Below are 24,486 nucleotides of genomic sequence, written 5' to 3' on the forward strand. Positions count from 1 at the left end.
AAGAGGCGGGCCCCCGGTTCCCCCGGCGAGGGCCCGACACCGATCCTGCGCGCCTCGCGTGTCGCTTTTCGTCCCCCGGGACGGTGGGAAATCCGGGAGATCGCTGTCGGCGCCCGTGACGACAGAAACCGACATCCGCGCGGGCCCTCGTCGCGCGGGCCCTCGTCGCGCGGGCCGTCGTCGCTCGGCCCCTCATCGCGCGGGCCGTCGTCGCGTGGCCCCTCATCGCTCGGGCCCACATCGCGTGGCCCCTCATCGCTCGGCCCCGCCCCGGCGCGGCGGATGCGCCCCCATGTCCGTCAGCCGGCGCAGCAGCAGATCCGGTTTGGTGTGCCGGGAGCACACGTACATCGCGAACATCATGCGGATGTCGGCCGGTTTGGAGTTGATCCCGCAGGCGGTCATGGCCCGGTCTATCTGCGTACGGACCGTGGAGACCTTCACATCGAGGTGGGCGGCCGTCTCCTCGTACGAGTACCCGTCCGCGTACCACTCCAGCGCCCGGACCTGGCCCTCGCTCAGCCCGGCCGCCCAGGGGGAGAACACCACGGGCTCATGGGCGGGCGGCTGCTCGGCCGACGAGGCCATGTAGAGCGCGTCCAGCAGGGTCAGCTGGCCGAGCCCGGCCCGGGCGCACTGCATCCGGAAGTCCCGCAGATCCTCCCCGTAGCGCTTCTCGCTGACGCCCAGCTCCTCCAGGATCCAGGCCACCCGGCCGCCGCGGGCCGTGCGCCCCAGCAGATCGGCGAAGTACGGCGGCACGCTGAGCCCGCATTCGCGCACCGCCGTCTCCAGGGCGGAGGCCAGATGCGGTTTCAGCCAGTGCGGATGGTTGCGGGCGTCCCATACGGCATTGGCCAGGACCGCCGCGCCGACCGTCTTGCCGAAGACCGCCTTCGCCCCGCACACCCAGGGGGCCACCCGCTGGCGCCACTGTTCGGCCGCCGTGCACACCACCACGTCCGAGCGGCGCACCAGATCGGCGAACTGCTCGGCGGTGCCGACCCCCATCATGTCCGCCACGCACACGTCGTACTCCGCACCGCTCACCTCGAGCTGCTCCACGGAGTCCACCTCGCTGACCACGGTCAGCCGTGGATCGGCGTTCAGCGCGGCCACCAGGCCGCGTCTGGTCATCTCATGGTCCTCGACCACCGCCACCTGGAGTGGCTGCTTCGGTCCGTACTCGGCCGACTCGTCTCTCATCCGACGCCCCCTTGACTCGGCTCGGTCGTGTAACCCGTCTCGGTGTTGTTGTCCCGTTGGATCGGCAGGGTGAGCGTCACCTGCGTGAATCCGGCGACCGACCGCACCCGCAGCGCCCCGCCCCGCTCGCGCAGCAGGCTCTCGTGCAGTGCCAGCGACCGCATGGCGCCGACCCCGCGCGCCAGCACCCCGGGCGGGAAGCCCACGCCCTCGTCGGTGACCACCAGCTCCACCAGCTCGCCGCCGTCGGCGTCCTCGACGAGGTCCACATGCAGCACCGCGTCATGCACCCCGGCGCTGCGCTCCACATTGATCAGCAGGGCGCGCAGCGCGGGCTCCAGCAGCTCCACCTGGGACGGCAGCACCCGGGCCGCGGCGCCGACCACCCGCTCGGTGACGATCGGCTCCACGGTGAGGGTGTCGTTGGTGGCCAGGGCCACCTGCCGGTGGACCATGCCGATCAGCGGCACCGACTCGCTGAACCGCCCGGTGCCGATGAAGGTGGCCAGCCGCTCCCGCGCCACCACCGCCGATTTGCGCAGCGAGTCGATCTGCTCGGGGTCCGAGGCGTCGATCCGCTGGAAGGCGTTGAGGGTGTGGCCGAGGTGGTTGTGGAGCTCGATGGCGAGCAGCTTGCGCTGCTCCTGCTCATGCAGCTGAAGGCTCATGTCGCCCAGGTCGGCGGCGAGTTGCAGCAGGAACGCGGCGCCGCGGCGGATGAGATACGCCAGCGCCCCGTAGCCGGTGAGCCCGATGAGCACATCGGAGCGGGCCAGCGCCGCCGGGCCGCCGTCGCCCAGGGCGACGACCGCGGCGTAGGAGGCGGCGATCGCGCAGGTGCCGGTGATCAGCACCCGCCGCGGCTGGCCGAGCGCCGAGCCGATGCCCGCGGCCGAGATCTGCTCGGTGGTCAGCACCAGCAGCGGGGCCATGTCCTGCGACCGGTGCGCGCCCATGACCAGCGCACACGCCCACAGGAACGCCACGGCCGAGCACAGCTCCACTGCGGCCGCCACACCGTCGTACGTGGTCGGCGGCGGGCCTTGCGGATCGGGCCGGACGCCCGCGCGCTCCCGCTCGGTGTCGTCCGCGAGCACCCGCCGGTGGTTGCGGGCGATGCGCGCGACGAACCACAGGGATTCGGCCACCACCGCGATCAGCAGCAGCAACGCCCCGCCGCGGTGCGGCAGATGGCCCGCGATCCCGGGAACCGTCACCGCCAGCTGGATGCCGTGCATCAGACGGAAGATCAGCAGGATGCGCAGCATCTGCCATTCCATGTCCCGGCGGGCCAGCCGGTGTCGGTCGGCCGGCGGTTCGGCGACCTGGTGATATCCGTCGGTGGGGCGTGGCGCCCGCCCACGCCCCCGCTGTCGTTCCTCGCGTGGCCACCGCCACGCCCATGCCCATGCCCCTGCCCATGCCCATGAACGCGGCCGCGGCCGCCCCCGTAACCGAGCCACGTGCCCCCCGATTTCCCCCGGATTCCAGTGTGCGGTGGCCGGGGGCGGCGCAATAGGGACCCTTGGCCCTGGGGGACCCGCGTGTGCGGGTACGCGAGGGCGCTCGGAGGCATACCGGGGGCGCGTGACGCGTCCTCTTCCGCGCCGCCCCACCGCACCTGCGGCGCCTCGGGCCGTTACGCCTCCCGCGCCGCCAGGCTGGTCCGCACCGCGCGCACGAGCGCCTGCGCACGCGGATCGGCGGTGACACCGCGCCGCATACCGTTGGTGACGTAGGCAAAGCCGATGCGCGCCTCCGGGTCGGCGAAGGCGAGGGAGCCACCGCGCCCCGGGTGGCCGAAGGAGCCCGGCCCCAGCAGCGGGCAGGCCGGGCCGTGCAGCATGTAGCCGAGGCCGAACCGGGTGCCGACGACCAGGACCCGGTCCGGACCCGCGGACTCCTCGGTACGGGCCATCGTCAGCGTCGCCGGAGCGAACAGCCTGCCCCCCGAACGGGCCGTACGGGCCGAGGGCAGCGGGCCGATCAGCGCCGCGTAGAAGCGGGCCAGCGCCTCGGCGGTCGCCACCCCGCCCGAGGCGGGCAACTCGGCGGCCAGATACGCGGGGTCGTTCTCGTCCGGCAGCGGTGTGATCGCGGCGAACGCCCGCCGGGTCAGCGACTCGGGGTCCCGGTACGCCTCGGCGACCGACCGCTTGGGGCGCAGCCGCGGCCCCTGGACGGCGGGCGCGGAGAGCGCCTCCACCGCCGCGATCCGGCCCACCCGGCCCCGCTGCTCCTCGGGCAGCCCGAGCCACAGGTCGAGCCCCAGCGGCCGGGCGATCTCCTCGGCGATCCAGCGCCCGATGGTCCGCCCGGTGACCCTGCGCACCAGCTCGCCCAGCAGCCAGCTGTACGTCTGGGCGTGGTAGCCGTGCGCCGTACCGGGCTCCCATACGGGCTGCTGGGCGGCGACGGCCCGCGGCCCGGATATGCCGTCGATGGCCTCGGCGGGGGTCAGCGGGGTGTCGAGCACGGGCACGCCGGTGCGGTGCGCGAGGAGATGGCGCACCAGCACCCGCTCCTTGCCCGCCGCCTTGAACTCCGGCCAGTAGGTGCTGACCCGGCCGTCCAGGTCCAGCTGGCCGCGCTGGTGCAGCAGCAGCGGCACGGCGGCGGCCACGCCCTTGGTGACCGACCGGACGATCTGGGCGGTGTCCTGGGCCCAGGGCCCGGGGCCGTCGCCGGACGCCTCGGGGCTGTTGTCGCCGTCGTTGTCGGGGGTCTTCGTACCGCCCCACAGATCGACGATCTTCTCGCCCTCCCGGTACAGGACCACGGCCGCGCCGCGCTCACCGTGCCGGGCGAAGTTCGCCGCGAAGGCGTCCCGGACCGGTTCGAAACCGTCCGCCACCGTGCCCTGGACGTCCACCACTGTCCGACTCCCGCCATGCCGACCCGAGCGTGTGTGCTGTGTTTCTCTTATGGTGCAACGCCCCGCGCGTGAGGATCATGCCGGGGCCGGGCATGATCCCGGCGGACCCGCCGCCATGGGGCGGTGGCGGTCCCGGAGCCGACGAGAAGCCGACGAGAAGGGGCACATGGTGCGGAGATTCGAGGGCTACGCGGTCATGCTCACCGGCGCGGGGCGCGGGATCGGGGAGGTGACCGCCCGCCGGTTCGCCGACGAGGGCGCCCGGGTGCTGATCACCGACCAGGACGGTGAACGGGCCGCGAAGGCCGCCGCGTCCATACGGGCGGACGGCGGCGGGGCCGAGTCGCTGGGCTGCGACGTGGCCCGGCGGGCGGACGCCGAGGCGGCCGTGGCGCACGCCGTAAGGAGCTTCGGAAGGCTGGACGTCCTGGTCAACAGCGCCCACTCGTGCCACGTCGACACCCCGCTGTTCGAGGACCAGGCGGACGACGAGTGGCAGCAGGACATCGATGTCACCCTCGGCGGCGCCTTCCGCTTCTCCCGCGCCGCGCTGCCGCATCTGGCCGCCGCGGACGGCCGGGGCGCGATCGTCAACGTCGGCTCGGTCAACGGCCTCCAGGACTTCGGCAACCACGCCTACAGCGCCGCCAAGGCGGGTCTGGGCAGCCTCACCCGCACCCTGGCCGCCCACGCCGCCGGCCGGGGCGTCCGCGTCAACCTCGTGGCCCCCGGGACGATCCGCACCCCCGGCTGGGACGGCCGGGAGGACACCCTGCGCCGCGCCGCCGAGGTCTACCCCCTCGGCCGGGTCGGCGAACCCACCGACATCGCCGCCGCCATCACCTTCCTCGCCTCCTCCGACGCCGCCTGGATCACCGGGATCACCCTCCCCGTGGACGGCGGCATCACGACCACGAACGTGGCGGTGCGCAGGGCCTTCGGTCACTCCGAGACACCCAGCGAGACATAGTCGTAGCCGCCCTGCCAGGGGTCGCTCGTATAGACGTTGGTCAGCCGGGAGCCGCGCCAGAGCACGCTCTTCTGGAACAGGATGGGCAGATACGCGGCGGAGTCGGAGATCCGCCGATTGATCTGCGCGTAGTCGCTCCCGGCCTTTTCCGTGTCCTGTTCGGCGATGGCCGTGTCGAAGAGGTGGTCGATCGTGGGGTCGTCCAGCTCCGCGACATTGGTATTGGCGGTGCTCTGGATGAAACGGCTGTCGGCCAGCGGCTGCAGAAAGCTCTGACCGGTCGGGAAGTCGGCGCCCCACCGGTAGACGACGATGCCGTATCCCTTCTTCTTCACCGTCGCGGGGGAGCCCATCGTCGTGGCGTATTGACTGGCGTCGATCTGAGCGACCTTGGTCTCGATGCCGACTTTCCCCAGCGATGACTGGAGCGACTGGACGACGGCCACGTCGGAGGGGCGGTTGTTACGCACCGCGATGGTGATCGTGAAGCCGTCCGGCTTTCCGCATGCCTTCAGCTCCTCCTTCGCCTTGGTGGCGTTCGTACCGTCGTTCTTGAGCGTCTCGTACGGGTCGTATGAGGAGTCGGAGCCAGTGATGGCGGGCGGGAGCATATGGGGCGCGATATCACCGGAGAGCACACCGCCGGAGGCGGTTCGCATGTTTTCCCTGTCCGCCGCGTAGAGGACCGCTTTACGGCAGTGGACGTTGTCCAGGGGCTTGACCGAGCGCGGGAGGGCCGCGAACAGGAGCAGTTGGGTGTACGGGTTGTCCAGCCGGGCACTCAGGTCGGAACTGCTCCTGGCCTTGGCGATGGCATCCGTGTTGAGCCCGGAGAATTGCAGGTCCAGGTCGTAGTCGCCGTGGAACAATGCCTTGTCCCTCGCCTGCTGATCGTCGTTGACAGCCACCGTGATCCGGTCCGGAAGGGCGGTGCGGATCGGGTCGGACGACCGCTTCCACTTGGTGTTGCGGATCAGTTCCAGCGATTTGCCCGGCTGATAGGAGTCGAATTTGTACGGCCCCGAGGAGAACGGCCTGTCCGTGTACTTGCCCTTGGTGTCCTTCCCCTTTTTCACGGGGGATCCGGATGGTGTGGCGAGCATGCGCTCGAAGTCGCCGTTGGGCTTGGGCAGTTTGAAGACGATGGTCCTGTCATCCGGGGTGCCGATGGCCTTCAGATCGGAGGTTCCCTTGTACGGTCCTTTGTAGGTGAGGCCGGGATCGAGCGCCTCCTGGAGGAAGATCGGGCCGCCCGGGATGTCGTCCTGGGCCCACACCCGCTCGATGCCGTATTTGATGTCGTAGGACGTGATCGGGGAGCCGTCCTCCCAGGTGATCCCGTTGCGCAGGGTGTAGGTGTACGTCTTACCGCCGTCGGTCACCTTGGCCTTCTTCTCCGCGAGATCCGGGACCAGTTCGGTGCCGTCCTTACCGGGCTTGGGGGCGTAGGTGACCAGTTGGCGGGCGTAAAAGCGGGAGAAGTTCCAGACGTAGCCGAAATAGGTGCGTTGAGGGTCCCAATAGTCCGCGTCGTTCTGGCTGATGAACTTCAGCGTTCCGCCCGGTTTCGCCGAGGCGTTGACGACGGAGCCCTTGGCCGCGGCGTTGTACCCAGAGGTGGGGCCCGGCTTCGGCTTGCCGGACGACTTCGAGGTGTCGCGCCCGGTGTCGCGCCCGGAGTCGTCCTTGGACGAGTCATTCATCCAGGACATCGCCAGGGGCACGCCCGCGGCCACCAGGGCCACGAAGAGCGCTCCCGCCAGCCCGTAGGTGACGGCGCGTCGACGGCCCCGGGATGCGCCGCCGGGGGAGGGGAGCGGGGCGGGCGACGGCAGGGCCATCGGCGACCAGGTGGGCATCGGCGGCACGGCGGGCGGCGGTGTGGGCGGCGTCGGTTCGTGGTCGTACGGCGGTGGCGGTGGCGTCGGCTCGTGGTCGTACGGCGGGGGTGCCGGGCCGAAACCGGGCGGTGCCCAGGCGGCGTTGCGGGCCAGGGCGAGCCCGCCCGCCGTATTGCGGTCGCGCTTCTGCGGCAGCGGCCGCCCCTTGGCCCGCAGCGCCGCGTACACCTGCGCGTAGACCGTGTCCAGGTCCAGCAACTCCGGCCCGCCCGGCACCCCTTCGCGCAACAGCCGCAGCAGCTCACCCGTGAAGGCCGTATGGGTCTCACCGGGCGGGGCGAGCGCGAAGCTGGTGTCGGGGACGGAGGCGAGCAGATAGGTGCCCTCGATCTCCACCTGGTCGATGACCGCCTCGGCGCTCGCCGCGCTCATGAAGCCGAGCACGCGTCCGCTGAAGCAGCAGTCGAGCAGCATCACCTGGCGCCCGGCCCGCCCGTCCAGCACGACGTCGCGCAGCGTGCCGTACGGCAGTCCGGTGTAGGAGCGGTGCTGTATGGACCCGGTCAGTCCCAGGAAGAGCTCGCCGCGGCGCGGTTCCACGAGGCCGTGTCCGGCGAAGTACACCAGCAGGGTGTCCGTGGCCTCCTCAGCCGCGGTCCGGACGGCCTCGAGGACCTCGACCGCCGTGCTGGGGTCCTCGATGACCGTGCAGTGCTCGGGCGCCAGCCCCCAGGAGCCCGGGGCGCACAGGGCCGCGGCCAGCGCGCTCAGGTTGTTGGCCACCGCCGGGATCTGCTCCAGATGGGCATAGCGGCTGGTGCCGATGAGCACCGCGCGGCTGGCGGCCGGGTCGGGCAGAACGGCCACGGCTATCGCCCTTCCCCGCCGCCCTGACGGTCCGGTTCGGGTTCCCGTTCCGGTTCGGGGGCGGCCGGGCGCTCCAGCGCGTCGATCAGCCGCCGCAGCTCCTCGTCGCCGCCGCTGTCGATGTCGACCGTAAGGTCGCCACGGCGCACGGTGATCCGTCGGCCGTGCGGCCGCGTCTGCCGCCAGGTGGACAGCGCCAGCGCGAAGGAGGCCGCGCTCCAGGTGTTGTCGGTGATGAGCTGCAGAACATCGGTGAGCACGCCCATCTGGCCCGGCGAGGGCTCGGCCTGGACCAGCTCCACCTGGGCGCCGTGGCGGGTGCCCGGATCCCGTCTCAGCCAGTCGTGGAGCGAACGGAGTTCCGCCTCCCCACCGGTCACCGCTACGTCGATCCGCACCAAGTCCCCCTTGTGACGACGGTCCTCCGATTCTGTCGTACCCAGGACCGTCCGCGCAGGATCAACGAAGAGCGGAAGAGCGGGGGCAATGGTGTACGGGGCGACGGTGTACGGGGCAACGCGGCGCGAAGGCAACTGGCCAGGGGGTGTCCGATGGGCTGTGACGCCTGCGGCGGGCTGCTCCCCTCCCCGCCCCTTCCCTCAACTGGGGCTCCGCCCCAGACCCCGCTCCTCAATCGCCGGAGGGGCTGGAAGGCGGGGCTCTGCCCCAGGCCTCGTTCCTCAATCTCCCCCAGCTACCGCTGGGAGGTGCCCCCTGGAGGGGCTGGGAGGCGGGGCTCCGCCTCAAACCCCGGAGCCCCCTGCCACGTGGCGGACATCCCGCACGCGATCAACCCGCGTGCAGCATCAGTCCGATGCCCGCCACCATCAGCCCCGCCGCCGCGATCCTCGGGCCGCCGAACCCCTCCTTGAAGAACAGCGCGCCGATCGCCGCGCCCACGATGATCGACGTCAAGTCCTGTAGAGGCAGTAATTACATCGCAGGTCAGAGCGTTGGAGCCTGGCGCTACGTGGCACATGGTTGGGGGTGGAGGGGACGCCGCACCGTGCAGATGGCTGATCGCCATCCCCCGGCCCCGTTGTAGTTCTCGGGTCGTGGGTACGGTCGCAGAGATGTCTCTTAAGGGTCACCGACGGCGGGTGGCGTGATCTAGGGGAGTTGGTACAGGCATGCCGAATGATGCTGCGCGGGATTCACGAGAGGGGTTCTTGTCGGCACGCGCTACGCGGGTGATGACTGCGGCGTGCCATCGAGTGGGCCTCGACAGTGGTGGGGCTCAACTGATCCGCTTGGGCGAAAACGCGCTCTTCCGGCTGACGGCGCAGCAGGTAGTAGTACGGATCGCAAGGTCAACGGAGTACTTGCCCTCTGTGCGTGGCGAGGTGGAGGTGTCGCGCTGGCTGGCGGGTGAGGGCTTCCCGGTGGCCCGGACCGTCGATGAACTAGAGCAACCTTTGGTCGTCGACGGCCACCCCGTGACGTTCTGGCACTTGATAGAGGAGAGCGATCGGAAAGCTACGTATGGTGAGCTGGGGTCGATTCTGCGTGATCTCCACTCGTTGAGCTTGCCGGACGGTCTCGGCCTGCCGCCGTTCCCTGTCTTGGACCGGACCGACCGGCGCATTGAGGCGGCCACTGGGATTCGAGAGGACGACCGCGAATTTTTGCGAAAGCGTGCACGGGAGTTGAGCGATCAGATCGCAAATCTTCGCTTCGAGTCGAAGAAAGGACCTGTACATGGGGATGCGCACGTTCAGAACCTCATGGTGGATCGGAAAGGCCAGGTAACACTTATCGACCTGGAGAGGTTCAGCTACGATCACCCGGAGTGGGACTTGATGGTTACTGCCACTGAGCATCACAGCTTGGGGTGGCAGACTACAGAACAGTATGCGGAATTCGTTGGCGCATATGGCCGAGATCTCCGCACGTGGCCTGGATTCTCCACTCTGCGGAGCGTTCAGGAATTCAACATGACTACGTGGTTGATGCAGAACGTATCCGAGAGTTCTGAAATCGCCGAGGAGTACGCACGGCGCATTGCGTCTCTACGGGATGACGAGGCGCCCCGTAACTGGCAACCGGGCTGAGGCTGCTATGTATCGTTCATTTGTGCAATCGCGTCACGTACTTGCCCATTGAACTGTTGCACGGTGGGGTTGTCCTTGTGGATTGATACCGTTCGTTGGAAGTCCGTGACGTATCGCTGAAAGCGTGTGGATTGAAGGGCATCTCCGCCGTCGACAGCTAGACCTGCCGTGGTGACTGCCGCTTCAAGCTCACCATTGAGGAGCTGGCTCTGTGCGAGAACCATTCGGCAGAAACCGAGCGTGCGTGCGTACTTCGGGTCCGTGAGAGCGACAGCGCGTTCCGCGAAGCGTACGGCTTCACGGCCTTGTCCGAGATCACGGAAGCAGTGGCAGAACTCTCCGACTAGTTCGGCCTCATCCATGTAGGAAAGCCATTCTGGATCACTGCCGGTGTCGGCGAGCTCGAAGAATCGCTCTGCCTCATTCATCGCACGCGCCGCTCCCTTGTGATCCTGTGCAGTGGAAAGGGCGCGTGCCTCGTGTGCGGAGAAGAGAGCCATGCCGCGCGGTGTGGAGTGTCCTCGTCCACCCTCCACGGCTGCTCGGGCGAGACGCATAGCGCGGGGAGCCTGTCCCAAATAATTTGCCTGGTGGCTCATGTTGGCAAGGATGCGGGCGCCCATCATCCGGTCACCGACAACTTGGGTCAGGCGGAGAGTCGACATCATGTACCGGTCGGCAAGTGCGTGGTTTCCACTGTCGTACGCAGTCCACGCTAAGAGTTGCGAAATCTCTGTTGCCGCTTCGAATAGAGCATTTCCTATCTTGGGGCTGTGATTTCCGTCCAGAAGGGGCAACACTTCTTCGCGGAAGTAGTGGCGGAATGCCTTGTGCGCGTGACCGCCGCCAAACTGGAAGTCGAGCTTCATGAAGTATCCGGCCGCAGTGCGGATAGCGGCGATGTCCCGCATCCCCACGCGGCGAGGTGCTGTGGAGTCGCTGTTTAATCCATCCGGGCGTGACACGAGCCATGTGAGGGCGGCCTGGTCGAGGTCGCCATCTGACAATGTGAGGTCGCCGGGGGGATTGTCCTCTGGTCGTAGCCTGGCGAGTCCATCCAAGACGCTCAGGGCCTCAGCGAGAGAGTCGGCGTAGCTCGCACCGACTATGGGGGCGCTTGGGAGTGCCCCGGGGAAGCCGAGATCCGTTGGCGTGACTTTCCGCCTCAATTTGTCGCTCAGAGCCTCGGCTACGAACCCCGCAGTTTGCGACTGGATACCACTGCCATTGAGCCATCGCTGTACGGCTACATGCGTGGTTCCCAGTTGCACGCCGTGTCGAGCGGCAACCTCACGGGTTCGCTTGGCTAAGCCTTTGTTCGACGCTCCGGCTTCCTCCATGAGAGCGGCCAACCGGTGATTTGGCTGTTTGTTCATGGTCGTTGGCACCCCCGCCGCTACGTCAGGTGTTCATCCTGTCACAGCTGTTCTCCAAAGGAGGGGGGTTCACAGTGAACCCCCTTGCTGTAGGTGGTGAACCCCCGGCGTGCAAGTGAACCCCCGGTTGAACCCTGCCGCCGGGTCGCGACCAGTCGTTGACTGTCCCGAACAGAAGACCCCGGCGGCGCGGGCCTTGCGCCCCGGGGCATGGCCAACCTGATGGAAGCAGGTCGACGTGCGGAACTGTATCGGCAGGATCTTCGAATCGCTGACGAAAGTGTGGAAGCAGGGTCAGGGGCGTCACCGATCAGTCAAGGCATGCCCGCCCGTGAGCTGCGGGGACGCCCCGACGTTGCGGCTTCCTCGTGTGCACCAGGTGCCGCGTGGGGCGGTGTTGCGCGGTGAGGATGTGGGGCTTGTCCGGCCGTATCTGGTGGCGCATGAGCGTCGGAAGGACGTGCCTCGGGTCGAGCTGCTGTGTGCTCCGCACGGGATGGTGGTGGTCCGGTGAGTGTGCAACCGCGATTGCTGCCGTGGAACGGTACGAACGGCCAGCCGTGCTATCTGGTGCCTGGTGAAGAGGGCACAGGACATGTGTCGAAGCTCGCTGACGAGATGGAGACGTTCCATCTCCGCATGGCAACCGAACTTCTGGGCCATGCCCTGGAACTGCTCGGTAACCCCAAGGCGGAGGTGGAAGAGCTGCGCTTTCTCTCGAACCGCATGATCGAAGCGCTGCGTGATGTGCTCCGGATCGCTGAAAGTCGCGGCCTGCGCCTCGACCTGCCCAACGAGGACAAGAGCGACGGACAGGATCAGGAGAGTAGGGGAGGCGATGAGTGACAGTCCGGAAGGCTGGCAAGTCGGCCCCGTACCGGGGCGTGGCTTGTGCCGTGGGCGTGGCGGTCGCTTTGAACTTCCGCTACACGTCCTGCGCCCTGGTCGCGCGTCCCTGGCGTCGCTGGTGCTGACGGTGGTGGAGGCAGAGCAGTTGCATGCCGCCTTGTGTTACGCGCTCGGCGGCGAGCCCGCACCCGAGGACGCGCCGGAGTGCCGTAAGCCGGTCCGCTCCCCGGGTGGCCGACACAAGTACTGAGGTCGGTTCGGACGGAATCACGCGCAACAACTGAAAAGCAACGCCGGACCACCCCTCCGCCTGGACAGCTCGGGGTGGTCCGGCTGGGGATCGATCACGAACCCCGGTGCCGATGGTACCGGGGTCGTCGTCGTGCTCCCGCTCGACGTGGCCCGGTCGTTGTTTGCCAGTTGGCTTGCAGAGAAAGGGACTTGACCAAATGTGCGGCCCACGGGACGACGGGTTCGAGGGAGAAGCGGCAGACCTGGAGGTGGGGATATGGGTGCGCGGAGCGGACTACCTGAGCGGCTGGCGGGACGCGCGGGAGGCGGCGGCCGAGCTGGGTGACGCGCTGAGCCTCGTCGGCGTGGAGGCGGCAGGGGTGCGGCTGCGTGCCGCTTCGGGCGCGGACGGCTCCGGGGTGGTGCGGCTGGAGTTGTCGGCGGCGGCTGCGCGTGAGGTGGCGATGCTGGCGCGGGTGACGGCGGCCCGGCTGGGCAGGGCGGGGTGATCGGGGTGGCCGGTGGCGTGCGTGCGGTGCTGGATCGGCGCGCTGTGGGCACGCCGCCGGCCGTAGCGGCTTTTGGGCGGGAGCTGCCACGGGGCGAGAGAACAGGGGGCCTTACGCTGGCCCGGCGAATCGGGCGGGTCGGTGACCCTGCCCGCGTTTGCGACCGATCGGCCCCCTGTTCTTAGAGGCTCGCCCCGTGGTGGCTGCCTAAAAGCCGCGTAGGCCGTCGGCCCCAGCCACAACGCCCCCGCCCCGAACGGCAGTCGGCTCCTCGGCGAGCGCTCGCGGGTGCGCTGAGAGGTGCGGGCGGTGGGCGTCCGACGGGACCGGCGGCCACGCCGCAGCCCGGCGGGGCGGCCAGACCGCCCGGCGCGCCGCAAGGCGCGCCCTTGAGTAAGTGAAGACAAGTTTCGACAGATCGCCACTCGGGGGCTCAGACGGCGCGGAGCTGGCGGGGGCTGTCGGCGGTGACGCGGTAACCGAGTTGGGCACGGTCCGCGCTGGCGCGGAGTTCTTCGAGGATCAGCGGGCGCTGGTCGGTGCCGTGGGTGACGCGGGCGGTGTGGAGGATCGGGGTCGCGTCGGGGATGTCCAGGGTGCTGCGTTCGTCGGGCAGTGGCATTCGGGCGCTGACGGTCTCGTGCCAGGTGAGTTTGTGTCCGGCGGCGGTGAGGATGGCGTAGATCTGTTCCGGGTCGGTGTCCGGCGCTTCGGCCAGCTGCTCGGCCTGGTCGGCGGTGGCGAACGGGATCAGCACGCTGTGCAGGGCGCGGGTGCCGGTGTCGGGGTCGGTCAGCAGCCGGTCAACGCCGAACAGTGCTTCCCCTTCGGCGAGTCCGAGCAGCGGGCCGGTGATCGCTGTCGTCGCGGTGCGGTAGATGGCCGGGGTCTCGGCCTGCTCCCACGTGTGATGTCCGGTGCGGAAAGTCTTGCCGCTGCGGGTGATGGTCCGCTCGATGGTGACGGCGGGGGCGGGCAGGGCGCGGACGTAGCTGCCCTTGCCGTGAATGACCTCGATGAGTCCTTCCGCGCGGAGCGCGGCGATGGCCTTGCGGACGGTGGGGCGGCTGACCTTGTAGCGCTCGATGAGCTGGCTCTCTGAGGGGAGCGGGCTCCCGGGCTTGTACTCGCCTGCGGCGATGCCGCTGCGGATCTCGGCTGCGACCTGCTGGTACAGCGCTCCGGGGCGTTGGATCTCTCCCATGCCGGGCTCTCCTCGTCACCTGTCGTCGGCGGTCCTGACGTGAGCTGATGTCACTCGTAAGCATAAGTACTTGCCTCTGGCCGTCAAGACAGGCATAGTCGAAACTCGTAAGCACGAGTGACGTCACGTGACGTGTGGCGTCTCGACTGGCCAAGGAGGCCCACAACCCATGCAGTCCATACCTGTGGACACATCCCGGCTCGGCGTACTGCGGTGCGCGGTCGGGCCCGAACCGAAGATCGCGGATTTCGAGAGCAAGGAGGTCAAGAAGGACCGGGACGGCAACACGATCTACACCGTCGCCGTCACAGTGCGACAGGACGGGCGGCGGGTGTCGGTGATCGAGATCGCCATCCCCGGAGAACCCAAAGGGGTCGTAGAGGGCTCTGAGGTGCGGGTGACTGGCCTGGAGGCGTTCGCCTGGGCCATGGGCGACCGTCACGGCATCAGCTTCCGCGCGTCGGCCATCACCCCTGTACCGGCCTCGTCGGCAACTGCGGCGGTGGGTAAGGGCGGTGGTGCGTCATGAGCCAGCTTCTCCTGCCTCTCGCGCTGGTGGCGCTGGCCTGGACAGTCGCGCTCGTCACCCGTCTGCCGGAGCGGTGGCCTCACTCGCGCTGGTACCTGGCCGGGTACCCGCGTACCGCGCTGCGGGTGATGGTCACCTGGCGCAAGGTCGCTCACCTCAATGACCTCACCGTCTCCCACCAGCCCAACCGGCGCCTACTGGGTGACCTGGCGGTCAAGGGCGACCCCCTGCGCACTCACGCCCCGCGCTGCTCCATCCCCCGTCCCACGCCCAATGGGCTGTCGGTGCGGGTGCGGCTGCACGCGGGCCAGACTCCGGCCCCGTTCCTGGCGGCGGCTGAGGCGTTAGTGCATGCCTGGCGGGTGCACGCGGTGCGGATCGTCTCTCCCGAACGCGGCATCGTACTGATCACCGCGACCGCCAGTGACCCGCTGGACCACCCCAACCGGACCACAGGGGAGGTGTCGGCGTCGCTGCTATCAGCGGTGGTCGGCGCGCTGGAGACCGGTGGAGCGTGGGTGATGGATTTCCGCCGAGTGCCGCACTGGCTGATCGTCGGTGCAACCCGATCGGGAAAGTCCACGCTGATCGCCCGGCTGATCACCGAACTTGCCTCGCAACCCGTAGCCCTGGTCGGCGTCGACTGCAAGGGCGGCATGGAACTGGGCCTGTTCCAACAGCGGCTCTCGGCCCTGGCCACCTGCCGCAGCCAAGCGGTCGCCGTGCTCGGCGCCCTGGTGGTCGACATGCAAGAGCGCATGCGCACCTGCCGTGCGGCCGGGGCGCGCTCCATATGGGAGCTGCCGGAGAAGGAACGCCCGGTGCCCGTGGTGGTGATCGTGGACGAGATAGCTGAGCTCTACCTGACCAACGGGAGCAAAGAGCAGCGGGCGGAGGCTGAGCAGTGCTCGACCTACCTCCTGCGGCTGGCCCAACTCGGGGCGGCGCTCGGGATGCATCTGGTCGTGGCCGGGCAACGGGTCGGCTCCGATCTCGGGCCGGGGGTGACGGCGCTGCGAGCCCAGTTGAGCGGCCGTGTCTGCCACCGGGTCAACGATCCGGGAACGGCTGAGATGACCCTGGGTGATCTGAACAAGGATGCCGTGGCGGTGGCGCAGTCCATCGGGGAGGCCGAACAGGGCGTCGCCGTAACCGCAGGTGATACGGGCGGCTGGATGCGCGGGCGGTCCCACCTGACCACTCCCGCCGAAGCCCAAGTCACGGCGGCTGAGAACGCGGGGCTGGCCTTCCGCCTGGCTGGGGTCGTCCGTGCGCTGGAAGACCTGGAGGCAGGTGAGGGCACATGAGTGAGTCCCTGGTCCTCTCCCTGGCGCTGCTCTTCGGGCTCGCGACGGTCCTTCTCCTTCGCTCCCGCGCGGTGCGGTGGTGGGAAGCGCTGTTGATCGGCCTGTTCGGCATGTACCTGGGCCAGACCCCCGTCATCTACAGCACAAACGGCCTCGTGAACTGGCTCCTTTCCGGCTTCACCAACAGCTAGACCACCCCCGGGAGGCCTCACCAGATGCCCATGCGTCGTGTCCGCTGCCCTGTCTGCAAGGGGGAGCGCTACCGCAGGACCCGCACCGGACACCGGCGGCGCTGCCGCTGCTGCCGGGGCACCGGCACCATCCGCTAACCCACCCATCCGGCCCGCGAAGCAGGGAGTGATCGCCATGGACGACACCCACCCAACCGCATCCATCCGTGCCGCTGCGGCGGCTCATCCTGGGAGGTCCCCACCATTACCGCCGAGACCACCTCGGCTGACAGGCGCGCCGTGCTCGACCGTGCGGCGCGCCTGCGTCAGCTCTCCGAAGTTGACCAAGATCTGATCCGCCTCGTCCAAGACCCCCGCTTCAGCCGCTGGGTAGAGCAGATCACCGCTACAGGCGGCTGCGCCCACCCGATCCACCTCACCGGCTCCACCACCACCCGCGACACGCGCACGGGTGAGGTACTGCACCACTACGACAGCCGCAACGAGCCTGGCGAACGGCTCCTGATCCGCTGCCGCAACCGCCGCCAAACCGTCTGCGCCCCCTGCTCCCGACTCCACGCTGGCGACACCTTCCACCTCGTGCGCGCCGGACTCGTCGGCGGCAAGACCGTACCCACCGACGTACGCGAGCGGCCCCGGTTGTTCCTCACGCTTACGGCCCCCAGCTTCGGCTCCGTCCACCGTGCCACTGCTCACGGGCAGCGTTGCCGACCGCGACGCGATGGCGGAGAGTGCGAACACGGTCGCCCCCTCGGCTGCCCGGCCGTCCACGACGCAGATGACCCGTGCACCGGCCAGCCGCTGTGCCCCGACTGCTACGACTACCCGGCGCATGTCCTGTGGCACGCGCACGCGGGGCGGCTGTGGAAGGCGTTCACCGACAACCTGTACAACCACCTCGCTGCCCGCGTCGGCCGCACCCGCACCGGTCTGCGCCGCAGCCTGCGCATCTCCTACGCCAAAGTCGCCGAATACCAACGGCGCGCGGCCGTGCACGTCCACGCTGTGGTGCGTCTCGACGGTGCACGCGGGCCGGATGATCCGCCCCCGGCCTGGGCAACGGCCGATGTGCTCACGGCCGTGGTCCGCACCGCCGCTGCGGCCGTACGCCTCGCCACCCCCTTCAGCGCGGCCCTGGGGGAACACGAACTGCGCTGGGGCGCCGAGCTCGACGCCCGGCCGCTCCGGGCCTTCGGTGGCAGTGAGGGCCTGACCGATGACGCGGTAGCCGCCTACGTCGCCAAGTACGTCACCAAAGGGGCCACCGACACCGGGGCCGGACTCGACCACCAGATCACCAGTCCAGACGACATCGCAGCGGCCCCCGTGTCGGCACACGTGCGCGCCCTCATGCACGCCTGCTGGCGCCTCGGCGGCCTACCCGAACTGGAACCCCTCCGTCTACGCGCTTGGGCTCACACGCTCGGCTACCGGGGCCACATCCTCACCAAATCCCGCGCCTACTCCACCACCTACACCGCACTGCGCGCCGAACGAGCCGACCACCAAACCGGCGGGACCCAACCAGCCGACGAAGCGGACGTGCTCACGGACGCCCACTGGCGCTACGTCGGCTCCGGCCACACCCCTGGGGCGGCCTTGATCGCGGCGGGGGTAGCAGAGGACTTGGCCCGTAACCGTGAGACCGCCCGGGAAGAGATCGGCTGCTCGGGGGTGGGCCGATGACCCGACAGGATCCCGAGAAGTGGAGACGTGCGGTCGAGCGGGAAGCGGCGAAGATTCCGAAGCGGCTGGGGCCGAAGAGCGCGGCACGATTGGCACGGCTCCTCGGCCCCTTTCCAGAAGATTGCTAGGGGAGGGGGTTCGGTTTGATCTCAACGCGATCGGTATCGAACCCCCGGCCCCGGGTCGTCGGCGGATGAATGACGACGGCGGAGAAGAGAAAACGGTAGATGGCATTCATGCGTGCGTAATCCTTCCTCTTCTCCAGGGCTTTCCAGTTATTTTCGGCGTCTGGTCCGGCGATGCCGACCAGGACAGCGATCGGGCGTTGCACCGTCTGGCGCTGGCGGTCTTTGATCCGCTTCAGGATCTCCTTCCGCATGGCCTGGTACTCGGTCATCGAGAAGTCGTCATCATCTAGCCAGAGTTGATTGAGTTCCTTGAGTCGCTGCTGATCCTTCTCGTCTGCCTCAACGTCAGCTTCGGGGCGCACAGTCGTTGCGGGGGCGCGACCTGATACGTCCATCTCTTTGAGTCCCTTGATAGCCACGTCGCGGACAAACCTTTCCAGTGGCTCCGCCGAGACTGAACGACCGCACTTCTGCTCGCCGTTCAGGTCGGCTCGGGTGCAGCGATAGTAGGCGTATCTGCCGCTGTTTGTTCCGGCCATGCGCATGCCGCACGTGCACGTGGCCACACCGCGCAGCAGGTAGTAGCGAGTTGGGTGCTTCTGCTTCGCCTTAATGCTGGTAGCCCGATGCTTTCTGAACTCCTGGACCTCCTCCCATTGCCCTCGGTCAATGATGGCGGGCCAAGACCCGATGCCGAATTCCTCGCCGCGATGAGTGCGGATGGCTGCCACGTAGCGGGATGACAACAGGTTACGTACGTTGTCCGGTTCCCAGAGTTTTTCCTTTGAAGTCAGGATCTTACGGTTTTGGAGGTCCTGAGCGATGGCTGCGGGTGCCTCCCCGTCGAGGTATCGGCGGAAGACCTCGCGAACGATTTCTGCTTCATCCTCCACGATGGTCTTGCCGTCCCGGCTGTAGCCGTAAGGCCGATTCCCGAAGTGCGGGTTACCTGCCCTGGCATGATCAGCGAGCATATCCTTGAGTCGACGCGATGTGTCGTCCGAAGAGCGACAGGCGTGCGCCACCTCGATACGCAAAATGAAGCGATCGTCAGGATCCGACAGATCACGTCGATTGGCTTCGCCGTGAAGCATGATTCGTTTGTCGTCGGCGATGCTCAACAGCTCTTCGAGATCCCTCGGCTGCCGCATCAGCCGGTCGGGGTGATACACGATCACATGGCGTATCTCGTCGTCGGCCATGGCCTTGAGCATGGCGTTCCACCCGGGCCGCTTGCGATTCCGTTGCCACGCCGACCGGTTGTTGTCCACGTAGATGTGCTCGGGCTCGACGCGTAGCTGAAGTCGCTCGGCTATCTCACGGCATATGCGTTCCTGACGGTCTACACCCGTCTGGTCCTCGTCCTTGGTGTGCGAGATCCGGCAGTAGATCGCGCCTAACTCGCCTGGGGTGATGGTGGGCTTGCTGTTCTTGGATCGGCTCATGAGTAAATACGGTATGAGCAGGGAGTGAGTGACGATTCGCGCAGTGCCGCGATCGGGGCGAGTTCGGCCCGGGTCTGGGCCCACAGGACCAGGCCGTAGGCGGCGACCGACAGCAGGCCGCCGAGGAGTCCGCGCGCGGCGACGGGCCGTAGCTGGCGGAGGAGGGTGCCGCGGCGGATAGCCAGGGCGCAGGCGGGGATGGCGAAGCCCTCCAGGATCATCAGCCAGGCGATGTAGCCGGGCGGGCTGCCGGAGGCGCGTACCCCCAGACCGTCCACGACGGTGTACGCGGCGATGGACAGACCGGTGGCGATGGCGGCCGTAAGGGCGAGCCACTGCGGCGCGCCCCCGCCGTTCTCCCCGCCGCTCTCCCCGTTCCCCTCGCGCTCGGCGTGCCGCGACCCCCTGATGCCCCACAGCGCCACGCCCACCAGCCCCGCCGAGGCCAGCGCGATGCCCGCCGCCTGCCAGCGGTCCGGCCGCTCGCCGACGAAGACCGCGGCGGCCACCGTCACCACCAGCGGGGCGGTGCCGCGCGCGATGGGGTACATCTGGCCGAAGTCGCCCAGGTGGAACGAGCGCATGAGCAGCAGCTGGTAGACCACGTGGATGGCCGCGGAGGCCAGCAGATACGGCCAGGCGTCCGCCGCGGGCAGCGGGGTGAGCGGCAGCAGCGCCAGCCCGCACAGTGCCCCGCCGCCGCCCACCAGGGTGAAGGCGAGCAACTGGTCCCTGATGCCGTGCGCGATGGCGTTCCAACTGGCGTGGGTGACGGCCGCGATGAGGACCGCGGCCGCGACCAGCGGGGTCACGCGGACCGCTCGCGCACATCCACCAGGGTGCCCTCGGCATGCGTGATCAGGGCCTTGGGGGCGAGCGGGAAGACGGTGTGCGGATTGCCCGCCGCGGCCCATACGGTCTCGTGGTCCAGCAGCCGGCGGTCGGCCAGGACGCGGGTACGGGTGCGGTGGCCGAAGGGCGGCACCCCGCCGATGGCGTAGCCGGTGGTCTCCCGTACCAGCGCCGCGTCCGCCCGGCGGACGCTCCCGGCGCCCAGTTCTTGCCGTACGAGTTCGACGTCGACCCGTGACGCCCCGTCCATCAGCACCACCACCGGCTGTCCGTCCGCCGCGAAGACCAGCGACTTGACGATCTGGCTCAGCTCACAGCCGATCGCCGCGGCGGCCTCGGCGGCGGTACGGGTGGCGTCGGGGAACCGGCGCACCTCGACGTCCAGGCCGAGTTCGCGCAGGGCGTCGGCGAAGCGGGGGTGGGCGGCGGTGTCAGGGGTGGAGTCGACCATGGAGCGACGCTATCGACGCCCCGCGCCCCCCGCCAGGACTTTTCGCGGCGCCATACGGCCATGTCCCGGCCGCCTGTGCCGGGTACGCGTCCGGCCGCCCGTGCCGGGCACGCGTCCGGTCGCCCGCGCCCGGCTCGGCCAAGGCACGCTCAGTAGGCGGGCCAGGCGGCCGCGGCCGGGCGGTAGCCGGTCTCCGCGTGAAGGCGCCGCGCGTCGGCCGTATGGCGCCCGGCGCGCTCCGGGCAGCCGAGGCGGCGGTAGAGGGTGGCCAGGGTGTGGTGGGTGCGGCATTCGACCAGCCGCAGCCCGTGGTCGCGGGCGATGCCCAGGGCGTGCCGGGCGTGGTCCGCCGCCGCGTCGTACGCGTGCGCGCCGTGCCGGACCCGGGCCAGCCCCAGATGCGCGTCGGCCTCCGGGCGCCGCAGCCCGCAGGAGCCCGATGTGTCCAGGGCCTCGGTGAACCGGGCCTCGGCCCGTTCCACCCGCCCGGTCAGCCGGTGGATCTCGCCCAGGGTGGTGAGGCCGTCGGCCTCGTCCTTACGGGTGCCGGTCTCCAGCGCGACCGCCAGGGCGTGCTCGGCGTGGTCCAGCGCGAGGTCGTACCGCCCGGCGTCGCGGTGCACCAGGGCCAGCAGATCGTGGGCGGTGGACTCGTGGTGGCGCTGGCTCAGCTCCTCGCAAACCCGCACCGCCTCGGTGCCGTCCGCCAGCGCCCGGTCCAGTTCGCCCAGGTGCCGCCGGGCGAGCCCCCGGTTGATCAGCGGCGCCACCGTGGCCGAGGGGGTGGCCCGGCGCTCACCCGCCTCGATCGCCTCCGTCGCCCCGTCGACGGCGCGCCGCAGATTCCCGAACTGGACGTCCACGGCAGCGCTGTTGGTGAGCGCGGGGCCGAGGAGTTCGGGCCGGTCGAGGGTGCGCAGCAGCGTGATGCCCCGGCCCAGCCACTCGCTCGCGCGGCGCATGTCGCCCAGGTCGTCATAGAGGGCGGCCAGATTCATCAGCATCCCGGCCTCGCCCTCCGCGAACCCGGCCCGGCGGTAGCCCGCCAGCGCGGCCTGGTGGTGCTCCAGCGACGTCCGCACCTCGCCGGTCTGCCGGTAGAGGGTGGCCAGGCCGTGCCGCATCGCCGCCGCGCCCAGTGGATCGGCGGCCCGCCGGGCGGCCCGCAGCCCGGCCTGGGCCGTGGTCTCCCACTCGGGCAGGTGCCGCCGCTGGTAGAGCCAGCCGCGCAGTTCGTCGGCGAGCCGCCAGGCGGTGCGGTGCCGGTCGGTCTCGGCGGCCCGTACGACGGCGGCGACGAGATTGGCGCGCTCGCTCTCCAGCCAGGCCAGCGCCGCGTCGCGCCCGTCGAAGAGGTCCCGCGCGGGGCGGTCGCGCGCCACCCGGATCAGCGGGGTGTAGCCGAAGGCCGTGGCGGCGCCCGCGTGATCCAGGTAGAAGTCCAGCAGCCGGTCCAGGGCCGCCGCGCGCTCGGGCTCGGGGATCTCGGCCAGGGCCCGTTCGGCCGCGTACTCGCGCAGCAGATCGTGCGGCCGGTAGCGGCCCGGACGCGGCGACTCCACCAGATGCGCGGCATCCAGGGCCCGCAGCAGCACCCGCGCCTCCTGCTCCGAGGAGCCCAGCAGGGCGGCCGCGGCGGGCACGGTGACCTCCGGGCCCGGGGCCAGGCCCAGCAGCCGGAACAGCCGCCGCGGCCCGGGGGCCAGGGCGCGGTAGGAGAGGGTGAAGGCGCGCCGTACGGCCGACGCCGGGTCGCCGTCGAGCTCCAGCGCCCCCAGCCGGTCCCCGTCGTCCAGCTCGGCCGCCAGGTCCGCCACCCCGAGGCCGGGGTCGCAGACCAGCTGCGCGGCGGCCACCCGTAAGGCCAGCGGCAGCGCGCCGCACAGCTCGCTCAGCCGGGCGGCGGCCTCCGGCTCGGCGCCCAGCCGGTTCTCGCCCACCGCCGCGGCCAGCACGTCGTGCGCCTCGGCGGGGGCGAGCGAGCCCAGGACCAGCGGCCGGGCGCCGTCGCGGGCCACCAGACCGGTGAGCCGCTGACGGCTGGTCACCACGACATGGCAGGAGGGGCTGCCGGGCAGCAGCGGCCGCACCTGCTCGGCGGAGGCCGCGTTGTCCAGGACGACGAGCATGCGCCGGCCGTTCAGCAGCGACCGGTAGTGGTGGACCTGCTCGTCCCGGTCGGCCGGAATCCGCTCCCGCGGCACCCCCAGGCCGTGCAGCAACTGCCCGACGGCCTCGGCCGGGCGCAGCGGCTCGCAGTCGTGGTCGAAGCCGCGCAGATCGACGTAGAGCTGGCCGTCGGGGAAGTGGTGGCGGTTGCGGTGCGCCCAGTGGACCGCGAGGGCCGTCTTGCCGACGCCCGCGGTGCCGAAGAGAGCCGAGATGGTCAACGCCCCGGCCGGTTCGCGGTGCTCGCCCGCGTCCCCGCGCCGACGCGGGTTTCCGCCCTCCTGCGCGTGCCCGTTCGCGTGCCCGTTCGCGTGTGCGTTGCTGTGCCCGGGTGCGTCGTTGGGCCGGTGCGCGCTCTGGTTGTCCCGCGCGTCGTCGTGCCCGCGCGGGGTCCCGTTCTCCCGTGCGTGCCCGTCCCCGCGAGCGTCGCTGTGCCCGGGTGCGTCCTCGTGCCGATGCGCGCTCTTGTTCTCCCGCGCTTCGCCATGTCCACGCGGGTTCCCGGTCTCCCGCGAGTGCCCGTTCGCGTAGGCGCTCTCGTTCGCGCGCGTATCCCCCTGCCCGTACGCCTCCAGGCCCCCGCGCTCCCCGCCCGGGTCGGTCCCGAGCGTGGCCTCCGGTGGCAACAGGGCGTCCAGCCGGGCGAGTTCCTCGGCTCGGCCGCGGAACCCGCCCACGACGTGCGGCAGTCCGGCGGGCTGCGGCGGAGGCCCCGGCGCGGGCGCGGCGGGCCCGGCCCGCTCCGCGGCGGCCGCGGCGGACACGGCGGCTGTGGTGGCCGCGGAGGCCCTCGCGGTCCGGTCGGGCGGGGTCCGCGGGGCCGGGGCGCCGAGCGCGGGGTCGTTGCGCAGGATCCGCTCGTGGAGGGAGCGCAGTTCGGGTCCCGGGTCCACTCCGAGCTCCTCGGCGAGCCGGCTCCGCGTGGCCTCGTAGGCGTCCAGGGCCTCCGCCTGCCGCTCACAGCGGTACAGGGCCGTCATCAGCTGCCGTACCGCCCGCTCGTCCAGCGGCTGCTCGTCCGTCATGGCGCGCAGCCACGCCAGCACTTCGCGGTGGCGCCCCAGACACAGCTCCGCGTCGTACAGCTCCAGCCGCGCCGCCAGCCGTTCCTCGGCCAGCCGGACGCGCGTCCCCTCCGCCCACGCCCCCGCCATCCCGGTAAGGGCGTCACCGCGCCACAGGGCCAGCGCGTCCCGCAGCGGGGCGACGACGTCCGCGCCGTCGTGCCGGGCCGCACGCACCCCGGTCACCAGCCGCTGGAAGCGGTGCAGATCCACCCGCTCGGGGTCGGCCTCCAGCAGATAGCCGCCGGAGCGGCGGCCCAGCCGGACGTCCTCGGCGCCGCCGGACCGCAGGGCCGTGCGGAGGCCGCCGATGTATCCGTAGAGCACATTGCGCACCGAGCCCGGCGGGTGCTCGCCCCACACCCGGTCGATCAGCTGCTCGGCGGGGAGCGGACGGCCCAGCTCGCACAGCAGCACCGCCGCCACCGCCCGCTGCTTCGGATGGCCCAGGTCGACCGGCCGTCCGTCGGCCGCCGCCTCCACCGGACCGAGCACCCGGAACTCCATACCGACACCGCCCCCTGTCGTCTCGCCGCTCCGCCCTTCCGACCCTCCGGCACCCGGGTAAATGAGCGGTCAACGTTTCTTCAACTTCCCTTCCACACCGGCCCGGAAGAGTCGTAGGTGCCGCACGGGGGAACCGCCGGCGGCCTTACCGGAGCACGACGACTGAAGGAGCGAGTGA

The 24,486-nt window shown here is 70.0% G+C and carries 18 protein-coding genes and 2 pseudogenes; 8 read left to right on the forward strand and 12 right to left on the reverse strand.

Annotated elements, in window-relative coordinates; all coding sequences use genetic code 11:
• Nucleotides 1-252: 252 nt before the first annotated feature.
• From JK364_RS32645 to JK364_RS32655, 3 genes are all read right to left on the reverse strand, one after another.
• Nucleotides 253-1,206 (reverse strand): sigma factor-like helix-turn-helix DNA-binding protein, encoded by a 954-nt coding sequence (locus JK364_RS32645; protein ID WP_201854960.1) that lies wholly within the window; start codon nucleotides 1,204-1,206, stop codon nucleotides 253-255.
• Complete coding sequence (locus JK364_RS32650; protein WP_201854961.1) at nucleotides 1,203-2,474, reverse strand: sensor histidine kinase; 1,272 nt, start codon at nucleotides 2,472-2,474, stop codon at nucleotides 1,203-1,205. Before JK364_RS32650 ends, JK364_RS32645 begins: the two co-directional genes overlap by 4 nt.
• Nucleotides 2,475-2,845: 371 nt before the next feature.
• A complete protein-coding gene (locus JK364_RS32655) occupies nucleotides 2,846-4,081 on the reverse strand; it encodes a serine hydrolase domain-containing protein (protein WP_201854962.1) in 1,236 nt (411 codons plus the stop codon).
• 169 nt (nucleotides 4,082-4,250) lie between these two features.
• On the opposite strand from JK364_RS32655, the gene JK364_RS32660 reads away from it, so the two are divergent.
• Nucleotides 4,251-5,051, forward strand: a complete 801-nt coding sequence (locus JK364_RS32660; protein WP_201855135.1) for an SDR family NAD(P)-dependent oxidoreductase — start codon at nucleotides 4,251-4,253, stop codon at nucleotides 5,049-5,051.
• On the opposite strand, the gene JK364_RS32665 is transcribed toward JK364_RS32660, so the two are convergent.
• From JK364_RS32665 to JK364_RS32675, 3 genes and pseudogenes are all read right to left on the reverse strand, one after another.
• The gene (locus tag JK364_RS32665) at nucleotides 5,024-7,759 is read right to left on the reverse strand and encodes a caspase, EACC1-associated type (RefSeq protein WP_201854963.1); all 2,736 of its coding nucleotides are present in this window, start codon (nucleotides 7,757-7,759) and stop codon (nucleotides 5,024-5,026) included. The two genes, JK364_RS32660 and JK364_RS32665, sit on opposite strands and share 28 nt — an antisense overlap.
• A gap of 2 nt (nucleotides 7,760-7,761) precedes the next feature.
• Nucleotides 7,762-8,157 (reverse strand): effector-associated constant component EACC1, encoded by a 396-nt coding sequence (locus tag JK364_RS32670; RefSeq protein ID WP_201854964.1) that lies wholly within the window; start codon nucleotides 8,155-8,157, stop codon nucleotides 7,762-7,764.
• A gap of 391 nt (nucleotides 8,158-8,548) precedes the next feature.
• A pseudogene (locus JK364_RS32675) lies at nucleotides 8,549-8,671 on the reverse strand (EamA family transporter); the annotation flags it as partial.
• A gap of 218 nt (nucleotides 8,672-8,889) precedes the next feature.
• Between JK364_RS32675 and JK364_RS32680 the strand changes: the two are divergent.
• On the forward strand, nucleotides 8,890-9,810 hold the full coding sequence (locus JK364_RS32680; RefSeq protein WP_201854965.1) for an aminoglycoside phosphotransferase family protein: 921 nt from the start codon (nucleotides 8,890-8,892) through the stop codon (nucleotides 9,808-9,810).
• A gap of 5 nt (nucleotides 9,811-9,815) precedes the next feature.
• Here the strand turns inward: JK364_RS32680 and JK364_RS58590 are convergent, their stop codons facing one another.
• Entirely contained in the window at nucleotides 9,816-11,186 is a 1,371-nt protein-coding gene (locus JK364_RS58590) for an NsdA family TPR-like regulatory protein (protein ID WP_201854966.1), read from the reverse strand.
• A 510-nt stretch (nucleotides 11,187-11,696) separates the two neighbouring features.
• Here JK364_RS58590 and JK364_RS32690 point away from each other — a divergent pair.
• Entirely contained in the window at nucleotides 11,697-12,032 is a 336-nt protein-coding gene (locus JK364_RS32690) for a hypothetical protein (RefSeq protein ID WP_307841447.1), read from the forward strand.
• A gap of 452 nt (nucleotides 12,033-12,484) precedes the next feature.
• Nucleotides 12,485-12,775 (forward strand): hypothetical protein, encoded by a 291-nt coding sequence (locus tag JK364_RS32695; RefSeq protein WP_201854968.1) that lies wholly within the window; start codon nucleotides 12,485-12,487, stop codon nucleotides 12,773-12,775.
• Between the two features lie 433 nt (nucleotides 12,776-13,208).
• Here JK364_RS32695 and JK364_RS32700 read toward each other — a convergent pair whose 3' ends face one another.
• Entirely contained in the window at nucleotides 13,209-13,979 is a 771-nt protein-coding gene (locus tag JK364_RS32700) for a GntR family transcriptional regulator (RefSeq protein WP_201854969.1), read from the reverse strand.
• A gap of 169 nt (nucleotides 13,980-14,148) precedes the next feature.
• On the opposite strand from JK364_RS32700, the gene JK364_RS32705 reads away from it, so the two are divergent.
• The 4 genes from JK364_RS32705 (at nucleotide 14,149) to JK364_RS32720 (ending at nucleotide 17,692) form a co-directional block, all read left to right on the forward strand.
• Nucleotides 14,149-14,508: an SCO3933 family regulatory protein gene (locus JK364_RS32705; RefSeq protein ID WP_201854970.1), complete on the forward strand. Its 360-nt coding sequence runs from the start codon at nucleotides 14,149-14,151 to the stop codon at nucleotides 14,506-14,508.
• Entirely contained in the window at nucleotides 14,505-15,815 is a 1,311-nt protein-coding gene (locus JK364_RS32710) for an FtsK/SpoIIIE domain-containing protein (protein WP_201854971.1), read from the forward strand. Before JK364_RS32705 ends, JK364_RS32710 begins: the two co-directional genes overlap by 4 nt.
• Complete coding sequence (locus tag JK364_RS32715) at nucleotides 15,812-16,006, forward strand: hypothetical protein (RefSeq protein ID WP_201854972.1); 195 nt, start codon at nucleotides 15,812-15,814, stop codon at nucleotides 16,004-16,006. The genes JK364_RS32710 and JK364_RS32715 overlap by 4 nt, the downstream gene beginning before the upstream one ends.
• A 279-nt stretch (nucleotides 16,007-16,285) precedes the next feature.
• Nucleotides 16,286-17,692, forward strand: a complete 1,407-nt coding sequence (locus tag JK364_RS32720; RefSeq protein ID WP_201854973.1) for a replication initiator — start codon at nucleotides 16,286-16,288, stop codon at nucleotides 17,690-17,692.
• A gap of 124 nt (nucleotides 17,693-17,816) precedes the next feature.
• Here JK364_RS32720 and JK364_RS32725 read toward each other — a convergent pair whose 3' ends face one another.
• The 4 genes and pseudogenes from JK364_RS32725 to JK364_RS32740 all read right to left on the reverse strand — a co-directional run bounded on the left by JK364_RS32725 (nucleotide 17,817) and on the right by JK364_RS32740 (nucleotide 24,308).
• The gene (locus JK364_RS32725; protein ID WP_201854974.1) at nucleotides 17,817-19,265 is read right to left on the reverse strand and encodes a recombinase family protein; all 1,449 of its coding nucleotides are present in this window, start codon (nucleotides 19,263-19,265) and stop codon (nucleotides 17,817-17,819) included.
• Nucleotides 19,266-19,291: 26 nt separating this feature from the next.
• Nucleotides 19,292-20,077 (reverse strand): annotated as a pseudogene (locus JK364_RS32730) (EamA family transporter); the annotation flags it as partial.
• Nucleotides 20,074-20,568 (reverse strand): YbaK/EbsC family protein, encoded by a 495-nt coding sequence (locus JK364_RS32735; RefSeq protein WP_201854976.1) that lies wholly within the window; start codon nucleotides 20,566-20,568, stop codon nucleotides 20,074-20,076. The pseudogene JK364_RS32730 and the gene JK364_RS32735, both read right to left, overlap by 4 nt.
• A gap of 149 nt (nucleotides 20,569-20,717) precedes the next feature.
• Nucleotides 20,718-24,308, reverse strand: a complete 3,591-nt coding sequence (locus tag JK364_RS32740; protein WP_201854977.1) for an AfsR/SARP family transcriptional regulator — start codon at nucleotides 24,306-24,308, stop codon at nucleotides 20,718-20,720.
• Nucleotides 24,309-24,486 lie beyond the last annotated feature (178 nt).

Origin of the sequence: Streptomyces endocoffeicus, assembly GCF_016741935.1 — a bacterium.
Taxonomy (GTDB): domain Bacteria; phylum Actinomycetota; class Actinomycetes; order Streptomycetales; family Streptomycetaceae; genus Streptomyces; species Streptomyces endocoffeicus.